Genomic DNA, 13629 nt, shown 5'->3' with positions numbered 1-13629 from the left:
CTCTTTCCCCGGGTCCCGTACGCCCCCACGGTGGTGGAACGAGGACGGAGGGGATCCGGTCACTCGCACCCTAGGAAGGGGCGGCGGAGGCGCAGGTGAGGCGGCGGGCGGCGCGCCGGGGGGTCCGCTCGTACGGACGGACCGCCCGCCGCCCGCGCCGGAGGGGCCGCGGCGGCCTCAGAGCTGCGCCCAGGCGTCCGTGAGGACGCCCCGCAGGATCTGCTCCGCCTCGTCGAAGACCGCCTGGTCGGCGACGAGCGGCGGGGCGAGCTGCACCACCGGGTCGCCGCGGTCGTCGGCGCGGCAGTACAGGCCGTTGTCGAAGAGCGCCCCGGACAGGAATCCGTAGAGCACCCGCTCGGTCTCCTCGGCCGTGAAGGTCTCCTTGGTGGCCTTGTCCTTGACCAGCTCGATGCCGTAGAAGAAGCCGCTGCCGCGGACGTCGCCGACGATCGGCAGGTCGAGCAGCCGGCGCAGGGTGGCGTGGAACGCCTCCTCGTGCGCGCGTACGTGCCCGTAGAGGTCCTCGCGCTCCAGGATGTCGAGGTTGGTGAGCGCGACCGCGCAGGAGACCGGGTGGCCGCCGAAGGTGTAGCCGTGCGGGAAGGTGTTGCCGCCGGCGTAGAAGGGCTCGGCGACGCGGTCGGAGACGAGGCAGGCGGCGAGCGGCGAGTAGCCGGAGGTCAGGCCCTTGGCGCAGGTGATCAGGTCGGGCACGTAGCCGTACTTCTCGCAGCCGAACATGTGGCCGAGCCGGCCGAAGGCGCAGATGACCTCGTCGGAGACGAGCAGCACGTCGTACGTGTCGCAGATCTCCCGCACCCGCGCGAAGTACCCGGGCGGCGGCGGGAAGCAGCCGCCGGCGTTCTGCACCGGCTCCAGGAAGACCGCGGCGACCGTCTCGGGGCCTTCGAAGAGTATCTGCTGCTCGATCTGGTCGGCGGCCCAGCGGCCGAACGCCTCCGGATCGTCCCCGTACACGGGGGCGCGGTAGATGTTGGTGTTCGCGGCCTTGTGCGCGCCGGGGACCAGCGGCTCGAAGGGGGCCTTGAGTCCCGGCAGGCCGGTGAGGGACAGGGCACCGTGCGGGGTGCCGTGGTAGGCGACGGCGCGGGAGATCACCTTGTGCTTGCCGGGCCTGCCGGTGAGCTTGAAGTACTGCTTGGCCAGCTTCCAGGCGGTCTCGACCGCCTCGCCGCCGCCGGTGGCGAAGAACACCTTGTTCAGGTCGCCGGGCGCGCCGGCCGCGAGCCGCTCGGCGAGTTCGACGGCCTTGGGGTGCGCGTAGGACCAGATCGGGAAGTACGCCAGCTCCGCGGCCTGCTTGGCGGCGGCCTCGGCCAGCTCGGTGCGGCCGTGGCCGGCCTGCACCACGAACAGGCCGGCGAGGCCGTCGAGGTAGCGCTTGCCCGTCTCGTCGTAGATGTAGGCGCCCTCGCCGCGGACGATGGTGGGCACGGGCGCGTTCTCGTACGACGACATCCGGGTGAAGTGCATCCACAGGTGGTCGTACGCGGTCGTCGAGGTGGCGGAGGGGGTGGCGCCGGATGCGGCGGTGCTGTCCTTGCTCACGGTTATCAGGTTCCCCACGAGTAGGTCTGCTTGCGCAGCTTCAGGTAGACGAAGCTCTCGGTGGCGCGGACGCCGGGCAGGGCCCGGATCCGCTTGTTGATCAGCTCCAGCAGGTGGGCGTCGTCGTGGCAGACGACCTCGGCGAGCAGGTCGAAGGAGCCGGCGGTCACCACCACGTAGTCGACCTCGTCGAGGCCGGCCAGCGCGTCCGCGACCGGCTCGACGTCGCCGTCGACGGTGACGCCGATCATCGCCTGCCGCATGAAGCCGACCGTCAGCGGGTCGGTGACCGCGACGATCTGCATGACGCCCTGCTCCAGCAGCTTCTGCACCCGCTGGCGGACGGCGGCCTCGGAGAGGCCGACCGCCTTGCCTATCGCCGCGTACGAGCGGCGGCCGTCCTGCTGCAACTGCTCGACGATCTTCAGCGAGACGTCGTCCAGCGCCGAGCCCGCCTGCTTCTTGTCATGAGTGGCCACGCCGTCACTCTGCCTGAGCGCCGGAGCGCGCCGCAAGGGCTGGGAAACTGAATCCGTGGATGAATGGCGTACTAGCAATGGATTCGCTTGTTACGTCATGCTTGAGCTGTCAATCTCGTACGAGGACGGGAAGACGGCCGGGTCGGCGGGGCCGGGGGCGCCGGCGGAAGTCTTCCTGTTCAGGCGCCCCGTGACGGGCAAATCTCCCGCCGTTAGGGTGGGGCGCATCAGCGGACCGAGTACTGGAGGGTCGCAGTGACCATCGAACCGCGCCGTCTGCGCAACTACATCAACGGGGAGTTCCGGGACGCCGCCGATGGCCGGACCATGGACGTCGTCGACCCGGCCACCGAGGAGGTCTACGCGATCGCGCCCCTGTCCGGCGCCGCCGACGTCGACGCCGCCATGCAGGCCGCGTCCGCCGCCTTCCCCGGCTGGCGCGACGCCACCCCCGCGGCCAGGCAACTGGCCCTGCTGAAGGTCGCCGACGCCCTGGAGGCCCGGGCGGACGAGCTGCTGGAGACCGAGTGCCGGGACACCGGCAAGCCGCTGGAGCTCACCCGCGAGGAAGAGCTGCCGATGATGCTGGACCAGATCCGGTTCTTCGCCGGCGCGGCCCGCATGCTGGAGGGCAGGTCCGCCGGCGAGTACATGGACGGCCTCACCTCGTACGTACGCCGTGAGCCGATCGGCGTCTGCGCCCAGGTCACCCCCTGGAACTACCCCGTGATGATGGCGATCTGGAAGTTCGCCCCCGCGCTGGCCGCGGGCAACGCGGTGGTGCTCAAGCCCTCCGACACCACCCCCGCCGCGACCGTGCTGCTCGCCGAGATCATGGGCGGCATCCTGCCCAAGGGCGTCTTCAACGTCGTCTGCGGCGACCGCGGCACCGGCCGGCTGATGGTCGAGCACCCCACCCCCGCGATGGCCTCCATCACCGGCTCGGTCCGGGCGGGCATGGAGGTCGCCGGCAGCGCGGCCAAGGACCTCAAGCGGGTGCACCTGGAGCTCGGCGGCAAGGCGCCGGTCATCGTCTTCGACGACGCCGACCTCGCCAAGGCCGTCGAGGACATCGCCGTGGCGGGCTACTTCAACGCCGGCCAGGACTGCACCGCCGCCACCCGCGTGCTCGTCCACGAGTCCGTCCACGACGAGTTCGTCTCCGCCCTGGCCAAGGCGGCGGCGGACACGAAGACCGGCCCGGGCGAGGCCGACGCGCTCTACGGCCCGCTGAACAACTCCGCGCAACTGGAGCGGGTCGCCGGCTTCGTCGACCGGCTCCCGGCGCACGCGCGCGTCGAGGCCGGTGGCCGCCGGGTCGGCGACAAGGGCTACTACTACGCCGCGACCGTGGTCTCGGGGCTCCGGCAGGACGACGAGATCATCCAGAACGAGGTCTTCGGCCCGGTGATCACCGTGCAGTCCTTCACCGACGAGGACCAGGCCCTCGCGTTCGCCAACGGCGTGCAGTACGCGCTGGCCTCCTCGGTGTGGACCAAGGACCACGGCCGGGCGATGCGGCTGTCGAAGGCGCTGGACTTCGGCTGCGTGTGGATCAACACCCACATCCCGCTGGTCGCCGAGATGCCGCACGGCGGCTTCAAGAAGTCCGGCTACGGCAAGGACCTCTCGTCGTACGGCTTCGACGACTACACCCGGATCAAGCACGTGATGACGGCGCTCTGAGCGCCACCCCCGCACACCTACCTAGGTAGGCCGCGGACCCGGCCCGCGCGGATACGTATACCGATCCGCGCGGGCTACCGATGTCCGCGGCCGTCCCGCGGTGCAGGCTGGTCCCCGCGACGACGCACAGACGCCGAGACGCAGAGACGCAGGGACGCAGAGACACAGCCTGGACGATGGGCACGGCCACATGACGCTGATCGGACGCCGGGCGGACACCGTACGCCTCGGGGAACTCCTACGTGATACGCGGCTGGTGACGGTGACCGGCCCCGGCGGGGTCGGCAAGAGCGCGCTCGCCGCCGAGGCGATCGGCCGGCTCGGGCGCGGGCGTTCCGCGCCGGAGGTGCTGCGCGTCGACATGGCTCCGGTGCGCGAGGCGGCGGCGGTGCACCGGCGGCTGGCGGAGGCGGCGCGGCGGCTGCCGGACAGCGGGTGGCGGGCGGCGGTGCTGCTCGTGGACACCTGCGAGCACGTCTCCGGGGCGGTGGCGGAGGGCCTGGAGGCCCTGCTGCGGCAGCGGACGGGGCTGCGGGTGGTGGCCACGAGCCGGCTGCCGCTGGGCGCCGGCCCCCGCGGGGTCTCCCGTCCGGGAGCCGCAGCCAGAGCCGGAGCCGCGGTCCCCGGTGGCGTCGGCGGGGCGCGGCGGCGGCCGGGACCCCGCGGGGCGACCCTGCGGCTGGAGCCGCTGGCGCCCGACGACTCCGTGGCGCTGCTGGAGAGCCTGGCGCCGCACGGCACGCTCGCCGGCGCCGACCGCGAGGCCCTGCGTGCGGCCGGCGACCTGCTGGAGGGCCTGCCGCTCGCGGCCAGGATCGCCGCCTCCCAGCTCGCCCGGCACTGCCCCGACCGGCTGCTGGAGTGCATCTCGCGTCCCGCCGGCTGCCTCGACCTGGCCGTCGAGGAGCCCCGCTGGCCGGCCCGGCAGCGCTCGCTGCGGGCCTCGCTGCGCTGGACGCACCGCCTGCTCACGCCCGGGGAGCAGTTGCTGTGGGCGCGGTGCAGCGTCTTCCCGGGGACCTTTCGTCTCCTGGACGCCGCCGGGGTCTGCACCGACGAGCGGCTGCCGGCGGAGGTGCTGCCCGCGATCTTCCGCGCACTGCTGCGCCAGGGCGTGCTGGCCGTACGGGAGCGGGGCCGCGGCGTGCGGGCGGCGGCCGGGGGCGCGGCCGGGGCGGCGGACCGTCCGGTGCGGATGGCGCGACCGGTGCGCGCGTACGGGATGGAGCAGTTGGTGCTGCTCGGGGAGGAGGCGGCGTTCCAGCGCCGGTGTCTGGACTGGACGATGGTGTCCGGGAAGGCCCTCGAAGACTGATTCCGTCGCGTCTTCAAATGAAGACGACGGAATCCCTTGCCGGATATAGCTCACCCTGTCATGATCAGCCATCAACCCCGGCCGAAACGACATCCGGAGTGGTTCGATGGCCCCTCGCCTCGATGCGGCGGAACGTTTCGCACCCGGCGCGCAGTTCGTCGCCGGCCGCCTCGTCCCCGGCACGTCAGGACGCTCCCAGACCGTCACCGACCCGGCGAACGGCGCCGGCATCCTGCGCTACGAACCGGCCGGGCCCGCCGACGTCGACGCCGCCGTCGCCGCGGCCGTGGCGGCGCAGCCCGGCTGGGGCGCCGCGACGCCCGGCGAACGCTCCGACGCGCTGCACCGGCTCGCGGGGCTGCTGGCGGAGCGGGCGGAGGAGTTCGCGTACGCCGAGTCGCTGCAGTGCGGCAAGCCGATCCGGCTGACCACGGAGTTCGACGTTCCCGGCACCGTCGACAACGCCGCGTTCTTCGCCGGCGCCGCCCGGCTGCCCGAGGGCAGGGCCGCCGCGGAGTACAGCGCCGGCCACACCTCGGCGGTCCGCCGCGAGCCCGTCGGCGTCGTCGGCTCCATCGCGCCCTGGAACTACCCGCTGCAGATGGCCGCCTGGAAGGTGCTGCCGGCCGTCGCCGCGGGGAACGCCATCGTGTTGAAGCCCAGCGAGCTGACGCCGCTGACCTCGCTGATGTTCGCCGAGGCCGCCGCCGACGCCGGCATCCCCGCGGGCGTCGTCAACGTCGTCTGCGGCACCGGGACCGACGCCGGTGAGCATCTCGTCGCCCACCCGGACGTGGCCATGACCTCGTTCACCGGCTCCACCGCGGTCGGCCGCCGCGTCGCCGCCCTCGCCGCCGCGGCCGGCCCCGGTGTCAAGCGGCTCCATCTGGAGCTGGGCGGCAAGGCCCCGTTCGTCGTCTTCGACGACGCCGACCTGGAGGCCGCCGTGCACGGCGCCGTCGCCGGCGCGCTCATCAACACCGGCCAGGACTGCACCGCCGCCACCCGCGCGTACGTCCAGCGCCCCCTGTACGACGCCTTCACCGACGGCGTCGCCGCGCTGATGGCCCGCGTCCGGCTCGGCGACCCCCTCGACCCCGCGACCGACCTCGGCCCCCTCGTGTCGTACGCGCAGCGCGACCGCGTCGCCGCCTTCGTCGACCGGGCCCGCGCCGCCGGCGCCCGGGTGGTGACCGGCGGCCGGGCGCCGGACCTGAAGGGCGCGTACTACGAACCGACCCTGGTCACCGGCGCCGCGCAGGACAGCGAGATCGTGCAGAGCGAGGTCTTCGGGCCCGTACTCGCCGTGCTGCCCTTCGACGCCGACGACGAGGGCATCGCGCTCGCCAACGACACCCCCTACGGCCTCGCCGCCTCCGCCTGGAGCCGCGACGCCTACCGCACCGCGCGCGCGTCCCGGGAGATCCGGGCCGGCTGCGTGTGGCTCAACGACCACATCCCGATCATCAGCGAGATGCCGCACGGCGGTTACAAGGCCTCCGGCTTCGGCAAGGACATGTCCGCGTACTCCTTCGAGGAGTACACCCAGATCAAGCACGTGATGCAGGACATCACCGGGACCGCGCGCAAGGAGTGGCACCGCACCGTCTTCACCCTCTGAGCGCCCGGCGCCCGCGCACCGCCGCCGCGCACCGCTCGCGCCGCCCGGCGTCCCGCACCACGCGCCCCGCCGCCCATTGGCCCGTCCCCGAGGAAGGCCGACTTCCATGGATCCGTTCGCCTCACTCCCCGAACCCGTAGCGAGGGCCTGGGAGCGCAGCCTGACCAGCGGCCGGGCCGCGATGTCCCGGCGCCGGCTGCTCGCCGCGGGCGGCGCGCTGGCCGGGGCCGCGGCGCTGCCCGTGCTCGGCGCGTGCGGCATCCCCGCCGCCGGCACCGGCGGCGCGGACGGCGAAGCCGCCGCGGCGAAGGACTACTCGGCGAAGGAGAAGGAACTCGCCTTCTCCAACTGGCCGCTGTACATCGACGTCGACGACGAGAACGAAAACGTCCGCCCCACCCTGGAGCGTTTCCAGGAGCGCAGCGGCATCCGCGTGACGTACACCGAGGACGTCAACGACAACGTCGAGTTCTTCGGCCGCATCAAGCCGCAGCTCGCCGCCGGCCAGGACACCGGCCGCGACCTGGTGTGCCTGTCCGACTTCATGGCCGGCCGGCTCATCCGGCACGGCTGGGCGCAGCGCCTGGACCCGCGGAACCTGCCGCACGCCAACGTCAACCTCGAACCGCGCTTCCGCAACGCGGCGCACGACCCGGGGCGGCAGTTCACCATGCCGTGGGCGGGGCTGGCCACGGTCGTCGCGTACAACAAGAAGGCCACCGGGGGCCGCGAGGTCGCCTCCGTCGCCCAGTTGATGGAGGACGACGCGCTCAAGGGCAGGGTGGCGCTGCTCACCGAGATGCAGGACACCATCGGCATGACGCTCATCGACATGGGCAAGTCGCCGACGACGTTCACCGACGACGACTTCGACGCCGCCCTCGCCCGGGTCCAGAAGGCCGTGGACGACGACCAGTTGCGCCGCTTCACCGGCAACGACTACACGGAGGAGCTGGTCAAGGGCGACATAGCCGCCTGCCTGGCGTGGGCCGGGGACATCGTGCAGCTCCAGCTGGAGACCGACGACATCGAGTTCGTCATCCCCGACAAGGGCTACCTCTACGCCACCGACGACCTGCTCGTGCCCGCCAGGGCACGGCACAAGACCAACGCCGAGAAGCTGATCGACTACTACTACCGGCCCGGTGTCGCCGCCGAGCTGGCCGCCTGGGTCAACTACATCTGCCCGGTGGTCGGCGCCCGCGCGGAGATGAAGAAGATCGACGCCTCGCTCGCCGACTACCCGCTGATCTTCCCCGACCGGCGGATGATCGGCAAAGGCCGGGTCTTCATGTCGATGAACGACGACAAGGAGACCGCCTACCAGGACAAGTGGTCCAAGGTGATCGGGGCGTGAGCGCGGTGGCGAAGCAGCGGGCGGGCGTCACGCTCACCGGGATCAGCAAGCGGTTCGGCGATGTCACCGCCGTGCACCCCCTCGACCTCACCGTCCCCCGGGGCTCCTTCTTCGCCCTCCTGGGCGCGTCGGGCTGCGGCAAGACCACCACGCTGCGGATGATCGCCGGGCTGGAGCAGCCCACCACCGGCACCGTACGCCTCGGCGACGACGACGTGACCGCCCTGCCGCCGCACCGGCGCAAGGTCAACACCGTCTTCCAGAGCTACGCCCTCTTCCCCCACCTCGACGTCCACGACAACGTCGCCTTCGGGCTGCGCCGCCGCGGCATCCGGTCCGTGACCAAGGACGTGGAGCAGACCCTGGAACTGGTCGAACTCGGCCACCTCGCGCGCCGCAAGCCCCACCAGCTCTCCGGCGGCCAGCAGCAGCGCGTCGCGCTGGCCCGCGCGGTCGTCAACCGGCCCGAGGTGCTGCTGCTGGACGAGCCGCTGGGCGCCCTCGACCTGAAGCTGCGCCGGCAGATGCAACTGGAGCTGAAGCGGATCCAGACGGAGGTCGGCATCACCTTCGTGCACGTCACGCACGACCAGGAGGAGGCCATGACCATGGCCGACACCATCGCCGTGATGAACGCCGGCCGGGTCGAGCAGCTCGGCGCCCCCGTCGAGCTGTACGAGGACCCCGCCAGCTCCTTCGTCGCCAACTTCCTCGGCCAGTCCAACCTGATCGCCGCCGAGATAGCCGGCACCGCCGGCGCGGACCTGCTGCTGTCCGCCGCCGGCGGTGTCAAGCTGGTGCTGCCCGCGGCCCGTTGCCGGGCCCGGTCCACCGCCGTGGGCAGCCGGGTGCTCGCCGGGATGCGGCCGGAGAAGATCTCTCTCGCCCACCGCGACGCCGCCGTCCCCGACGGCCGCAACCGGATATCCGGCACGGTCGCGGACGCCTCCTTCACGGGCGCCGCCACCCAGTACGTCGTCGACAGCCCCGTCTGCCCCGAGCTGTCGGTGTTCGTGCAGAACATCGAGCGCGACCCCCGGCTCGTGCCGGGTGCGGAGGTCGTCCTGCACTGGAACCCGGCGCACACCTTCGGTCTCGACGGCGACGAGGACATCGACGCGGGCACGGGCGAGGAGGCCCTGTGACCGCGCTCGCCGCCCCGCCCGACGCCACCCCCGGCGCGCCCGGCCCTCCGCCCCCGCGCCGCGGGCGCCGCAGGCTCACCCCGTACTGGCTGCTGCTGCCCGCCGCGCTGTGGCTGCTGGTCTTCTTCGCCGCGCCGCTGGTCTACCAGGCGTCGACCTCGGTGCAGTCCGGCTCCTTCGAGGAGGGCTTCGAGGTCACCTGGCGGTGGGCCAACTACACCGAGGCGCTCGACCAGTACGCCGAGCACTTCGCCCGCTCCTTCGGCTACGCCGCCGCGGCCACCGTGCTGTGCCTGGCCATCGGCTACCCGCTCGCCTACATGATCGCCTTCCGCGCCGGGCGCTGGCGGGGCGTGCTCCTCGTCCTGGTCATCGCTCCGTTCTTCACCAGCTTCCTCATCCGCACCCTCGCGTGGAAGACGATCCTCTCCGACAACGGCCCCCTGGTCGGCGCCCTGGACACCCTGCACGTCCTCGACATCACCGCGACCCTGGGACTCACCACCGACGACCGGCTGCTCGCCACCCCGCTCGCGGTCGTCTGCGGGCTCACGTACAACTTCCTGCCCTTCATGATCCTGCCGCTGTACACCTCGCTGGAGCGGATCGACCCCGGTCTGCACGAGGCCGCGCGGGACCTCTACGCCCGCCCGCCGACCGTCTTCCGCCGGGTCACCTTCCCGCTGTCGATGCCCGGCGTCGTCGCCGGCACGCTGCTGACGTTCATCCCCGCCTCCGGCGACTACATCAACGCCCAGCTCCTGGGCTCCCCGAACGAGCAGATGGTCGGCAACGCCGTCCAGAAGCAGTTCCTCAACGTGCTCGACTACCCGACCGCGGCGGCGATGTCGTTCCTGCTCATGGCCGCCATCCTGATCATGGTGACCGTGTACATCCGCCGGACCGGCACCGAGGAGCTGGTGTGATGCGCTGGATCCGCCGCCACCTCGTCGTCATCGCCGGCACCCTCGCCCTGGTCTACCTGCTGCTGCCCAACGTCGTCGTGCTGGTCTTCTCCTTCAACGACCCCGCGGGCCGCTACAACTACACCTGGCAGTCCTTCTCCGCCGACGCCTGGAAGGACCCCTGCGGCGTCGCCGGCATGTGCGACTCCGTCGGCCTCAGCCTGCGGATCGCGCTGACCGCCACCGCCGTCGCCACCGCCGTCGGCACCCTCGCCGCCTTCGCGCTCGCCCGCCACCGCTTCCGCGGCCGGGCCGCGGGCAACGCGCTGATCTTCCTGCCCATGGCGATGCCCGAGGTCGTCATGGCCGCCTCGCTCGGCACCCTGTTCCTCAACATGCGGGTCGAGTTCGGCGTGACGACGATCCTCATCGCGCACATCATGTTCTGCCTGAGCTTCGTCGTCGTCGCGGTCAAGGCGCGGGTGGCGAGCATGGACCCCCGGCTGGAGGAGGCGGCCCGGGACCTGTACGCAGGGCCGCTGCAGACGTTCCTCCGGGTCACGCTGCCGCTGGCGGCGCCGGGGATCGCGGCCGGGGCCATGCTCAGCTTCGCGATCTCGCTGGACGACTTCATCATCACGCAGTTCAACGCCGGGCCCTCCACGGTCACGTTCCCGATGTACGTCTGGGGCGCCTCGCAGCGCGGCATCCCGGTGCAGGTCAACGTCATCGGCACGGCGATGTTCGTGGCGGCGCTGGCGCTGGTGGTGGCCGGGCAGGTCGTCGGGGCGCGGCGGAGGTCCCGGGCATGACGGACCCCGCGCACTCCCTGGCGTCGGCCGTCCCGCGGCCGTACTGGCTCGACGACCCCGACCGGCCCGCGGCGCTGCCCGCGCTCACCGGCGCCGAGGAGGCCGATCTGCTCGTCGTCGGCGGCGGCTACAGCGGCCTGTGGACGGCGCTGCTCGCCAAGGAGCGCGGCCCCGGCCGCGACGTCGTCCTCATCGAGGCCGCCGAGTGCGGCTGGGCGGCCTCCGGCCGCAACGGCGGCTTCTGCGCCGCCTCCCTCACCCACGGCCTCGGCAACGGGCTGGAGCGCTGGCCCGAGGAGATCGGGACCCTGGAGCGGCTGGGCGCGCGGAACCTGGACGCGATCGGCGCGGCCGTCGACCGGTACGGCATCGACTGCGACTTCCGGCGCACCGGCGAGATCACCGTGGCCACCGAGCCGTACCAGCTCGACGAACTGAGCGAGTTCGCCGAAGCGGCGACCCGCCGCGGCCTGGGTGAGGGGCTGCTGCTGATGGACCGGGACGCGGTCCGCGCCGAGGTCGACTCGCCGACGTTCCTCGGCGGGCTCTGGGACCGCGACGGCGTCGCGATGGTCCACCCGGCGCGGCTGGCCTGGGGGCTGAAACGGGCCTGCCTGGAGGCGGGCGTACGGATCTACGAACACACCCCCGGTCTCGCCCTCGCCCCCGCGGGCGGAGGAGGCGGCGGGGGCGGGGCGTTGCGCTCCGCCGGCGGCCGGGGCGCGCGGGCGCGCGGCGGCGCGATGGAGGTGCGCACCCCGTACGGGCGGGTCCGCGCGCCGCACGTGGCGCTGGGCACCAACGCCTTCCCGAACCTCGTCCGCCGCGTCCGCCCCTACGTCGCCCCCGTGTACGACTACGCGCTGATGACCGAGCCGCTGACCGCCGCCCAGCGCGACGCCGTGCGCTGGCACCGCCGCCAGGGGCTCGCCGACAGCGCCAACCAGTTCCACTACTTCCGCATCACCGCCGACCACCGCATCCTGTGGGGCGGCTACGACGCCGTGCACCACTTCGGCGGCGCGGTGCGCGCCGAGTACGACCAGCGTCCCGAGACCCACCTGAAGCTCGCCCGCCACTTCCACCGCTGCTTCCCGCAGCTCGCCGGCGTCCGCTTCACCCACCGCTGGGGCGGCGCCATCGACACCTGCTCCCGCTTCACCGCCTTCTTCGGCACGGCCCACGCCGGCCGCGTCGCGTACGCCGCCGGCTACACCGGCCTCGGCGTCGGCGCCAGCCGCTTCGGCGCCGAGGTGATGCTCGACCTGCTCGCGGGCGAGCGCACGGAGCGTACGGAGCTGCGGATGGTGCGCAGCAAGCCGCTGCCGTTCCCGCCGGAGCCGCTGGCGTGGGCCGGCATCGGGCTGACGCGGTGGTCGCTGGCGCGGGCGGACGCGGGCGGCGGCCGGCGGAACCTGTGGCTCAGGGCGCTGGACCGGATGGGCATGGGCTTCGACAGTTGACGCAGGCAGGGAGAGGGCAATGCGCATCTTGCTGGTGGGCGCGGGCGGCGTCGGCACGGCGATCACCCGCATCGCGGCAGGCCGCGACTTCTTCGAGGCGATGGTCGTCGCCGACTACGACCTCGGCCGCGCCGAGGCGGCGGTCGCGTTCGTACGGGCCGCCCACCCGGGCCCGTCCGGCGCCCGGTTCACCGCCGCCCGGGTGGACGCCGCGGACCGGACGGCGGTCGCCGCCCTGCTGCGCACCCACCGCTGCGACGTGCTCCTCAACGCCACCGACCCGCGCTTCGTCATGCCGCTCTTCGAGGCCGCCTACGAAGGGGCCGCCGCCTATGTCGACATGGCGATGTCCCTGTCCCGCCCGCACCCCGTCCGCCCGTACGAGGAGTGCGGCGTGAAGCTCGGCGACGAGCAGTTCGCCGCCGCGGACCGCTGGGCGGCCTCCGGCCGCCTCGCGCTCGTCGGCATGGGCGTCGAACCCGGCCTCTCCGATGTCTTCGCCCGCTACGCCGCGGACGAACTCTTCGACACCGTCGACGAGATCGGCGTACGCGACGGCGCGAACCTCACCGTGGACGGCTACGGCTTCGCGCCCTCCTTCTCCATCTGGACGACGATCGAGGAGTGCCTCAACCCGCCGGTGATCTGGGACGCCGGCCGCGGCTGGTACACCACCGAGCCCTTCAGCGAACCGGAGGTCTTCGACTTCCCCGCCGGCATCGGGCCGGTGGAGTGCGTCAACGTCGAGCACGAGGAGGTGCTCCTCGTGCCGCGCTGGATCGACGCGCGGCGGGTCACCTTCAAGTACGGGCTGGGGGAGGAGTTCATCGACGTCCTCAAGACGCTGCACAAGCTGGGGCTGGACCGCACCGCCCCCGTCGCGGTCGGCGACGCGAAGGTCTCGCCGCGCGACGTCGTCGCCGCGTGTCTCCCGGACCCGGCGACCCTCGGGGACCGGATGCGCGGCAGGACGTGCGCGGGGACGTGGCTGCGCGGCACGAAGGACGGCGGGCCGCGGGAGGCGTACCTCTACCACGTGGCGGACAACGAGGAGACGATGGCCCGCGACGGCGTCCAGGCCGTGGTCTGGCAGACGGGCATCAACCCGGTGATCGCCCTGGAACTCCTGGCCACCGGCCGGTGGACCGCCGCGGGCGTCCTGGGCCCGGAAGCCCTGCCGCCGAAGCCCTTCCTGGACCTGCTGACGGCATACGGCTCGCCCTGGGGCCTGCGCGACGGCGGCTGACCCGGGTTTGCCGCCGCCGGCCCGGGCA

11 protein-coding genes are annotated in these 13629 nt (G+C 72.8%); 9 read left to right on the top strand and 2 right to left on the bottom strand.

Going from position 1 to position 13629, the window contains the following annotated elements:
• Nucleotides 1-177: 177 nt before the first annotated feature.
• Both I003_RS0110620 and I003_RS0110615 read right to left on the bottom strand, forming a co-directional pair.
• Nucleotides 178-1590 carry an aspartate aminotransferase family protein gene (locus tag I003_RS0110620; protein WP_486584173.1) on the bottom strand — a complete coding sequence of 471 codons (1413 nt, stop codon included), beginning with the start codon at nt 1588-1590 and terminating at the stop codon, nt 178-180.
• The gene (locus I003_RS0110615; protein WP_027771506.1) at nt 1578-2051 is read right to left on the bottom strand and encodes an Lrp/AsnC family transcriptional regulator; all 474 of its coding nucleotides are present in this window, start codon (nt 2049-2051) and stop codon (nt 1578-1580) included. Before I003_RS0110615 ends, I003_RS0110620 begins: the two co-directional genes overlap by 13 nt.
• A gap of 255 nt (nt 2052-2306) precedes the next feature.
• On the opposite strand from I003_RS0110615, the gene I003_RS0110610 reads away from it, so the two are divergent.
• From I003_RS0110610 to I003_RS0110570, 9 genes are all read left to right on the top strand, one after another.
• A complete protein-coding gene (locus I003_RS0110610; protein ID WP_027771505.1) occupies nt 2307-3737 on the top strand; it encodes a gamma-aminobutyraldehyde dehydrogenase in 1431 nt (476 codons plus the stop codon).
• A 190-nt stretch (nt 3738-3927) separates the two neighbouring features.
• Nucleotides 3928-5052 (top strand): hypothetical protein, encoded by a 1125-nt coding sequence (locus I003_RS0110605; protein WP_027771504.1) that lies wholly within the window; start codon nt 3928-3930, stop codon nt 5050-5052.
• A gap of 106 nt (nt 5053-5158) precedes the next feature.
• The gene (locus I003_RS0110600; RefSeq protein ID WP_027771503.1) at nt 5159-6673 is read left to right on the top strand and encodes a gamma-aminobutyraldehyde dehydrogenase; all 1515 of its coding nucleotides are present in this window, start codon (nt 5159-5161) and stop codon (nt 6671-6673) included.
• A gap of 106 nt (nt 6674-6779) precedes the next feature.
• Complete coding sequence (locus tag I003_RS0110595; protein ID WP_027771502.1) at nt 6780-8030, top strand: polyamine ABC transporter substrate-binding protein; 1251 nt, start codon at nt 6780-6782, stop codon at nt 8028-8030.
• Nucleotides 8027-9175: an ABC transporter ATP-binding protein gene (locus I003_RS0110590; RefSeq protein WP_027771501.1), complete on the top strand. Its 1149-nt coding sequence runs from the start codon at nt 8027-8029 to the stop codon at nt 9173-9175. Before I003_RS0110595 ends, I003_RS0110590 begins: the two co-directional genes overlap by 4 nt.
• A complete protein-coding gene (locus I003_RS0110585) occupies nt 9172-10101 on the top strand; it encodes an ABC transporter permease (RefSeq protein WP_027771500.1) in 930 nt (309 codons plus the stop codon). Before I003_RS0110590 ends, I003_RS0110585 begins: the two co-directional genes overlap by 4 nt.
• Nucleotides 10101-10892, top strand: coding sequence for an ABC transporter permease (locus tag I003_RS0110580; protein WP_027771499.1), 792 nt, complete (start codon nt 10101-10103; stop codon nt 10890-10892). Before I003_RS0110585 ends, I003_RS0110580 begins: the two co-directional genes overlap by 1 nt.
• Nucleotides 10889-12355, top strand: a complete 1467-nt coding sequence (locus I003_RS0110575) for an FAD-dependent oxidoreductase (RefSeq protein WP_027771498.1) — start codon at nt 10889-10891, stop codon at nt 12353-12355. Before I003_RS0110580 ends, I003_RS0110575 begins: the two co-directional genes overlap by 4 nt.
• A 19-nt stretch (nt 12356-12374) precedes the next feature.
• A complete protein-coding gene (locus I003_RS0110570; protein WP_027771497.1) occupies nt 12375-13601 on the top strand; it encodes a saccharopine dehydrogenase C-terminal domain-containing protein in 1227 nt (408 codons plus the stop codon).
• Nucleotides 13602-13629: the final 28 nt, after the last annotated feature.

It is taken from the genome of Streptomyces sp. CNQ329, from assembly GCF_000482585.1.
This window is presented reverse-complemented; position numbering and strand designations above follow the sequence as displayed.

What these genes read in the sequence shown, in the direction of transcription:
- I003_RS0110570 (WP_027771497.1), top strand. Translation starts at nt 12,375, where the DNA reads ATGCGCATCTTGCTGGTGGGCGCGGGCGGCGTCGGCACGGCGATCACC.
- I003_RS0110595 (WP_027771502.1), top strand. Translation starts at nt 6,780, where the DNA reads ATGGATCCGTTCGCCTCACTCCCCGAACCCGTAGCGAGGGCCTGGGAG.
- I003_RS0110575 (WP_027771498.1), top strand. Translation starts at nt 10,889, where the DNA reads ATGACGGACCCCGCGCACTCCCTGGCGTCGGCCGTCCCGCGGCCGTAC.
- I003_RS0110605 (WP_027771504.1), top strand. Translation starts at nt 3,928, where the DNA reads ATGACGCTGATCGGACGCCGGGCGGACACCGTACGCCTCGGGGAACTC.
- I003_RS0110600 (WP_027771503.1), top strand. Translation starts at nt 5,159, where the DNA reads ATGGCCCCTCGCCTCGATGCGGCGGAACGTTTCGCACCCGGCGCGCAG.
- I003_RS0110580 (WP_027771499.1), top strand. Translation starts at nt 10,101, where the DNA reads ATGCGCTGGATCCGCCGCCACCTCGTCGTCATCGCCGGCACCCTCGCC.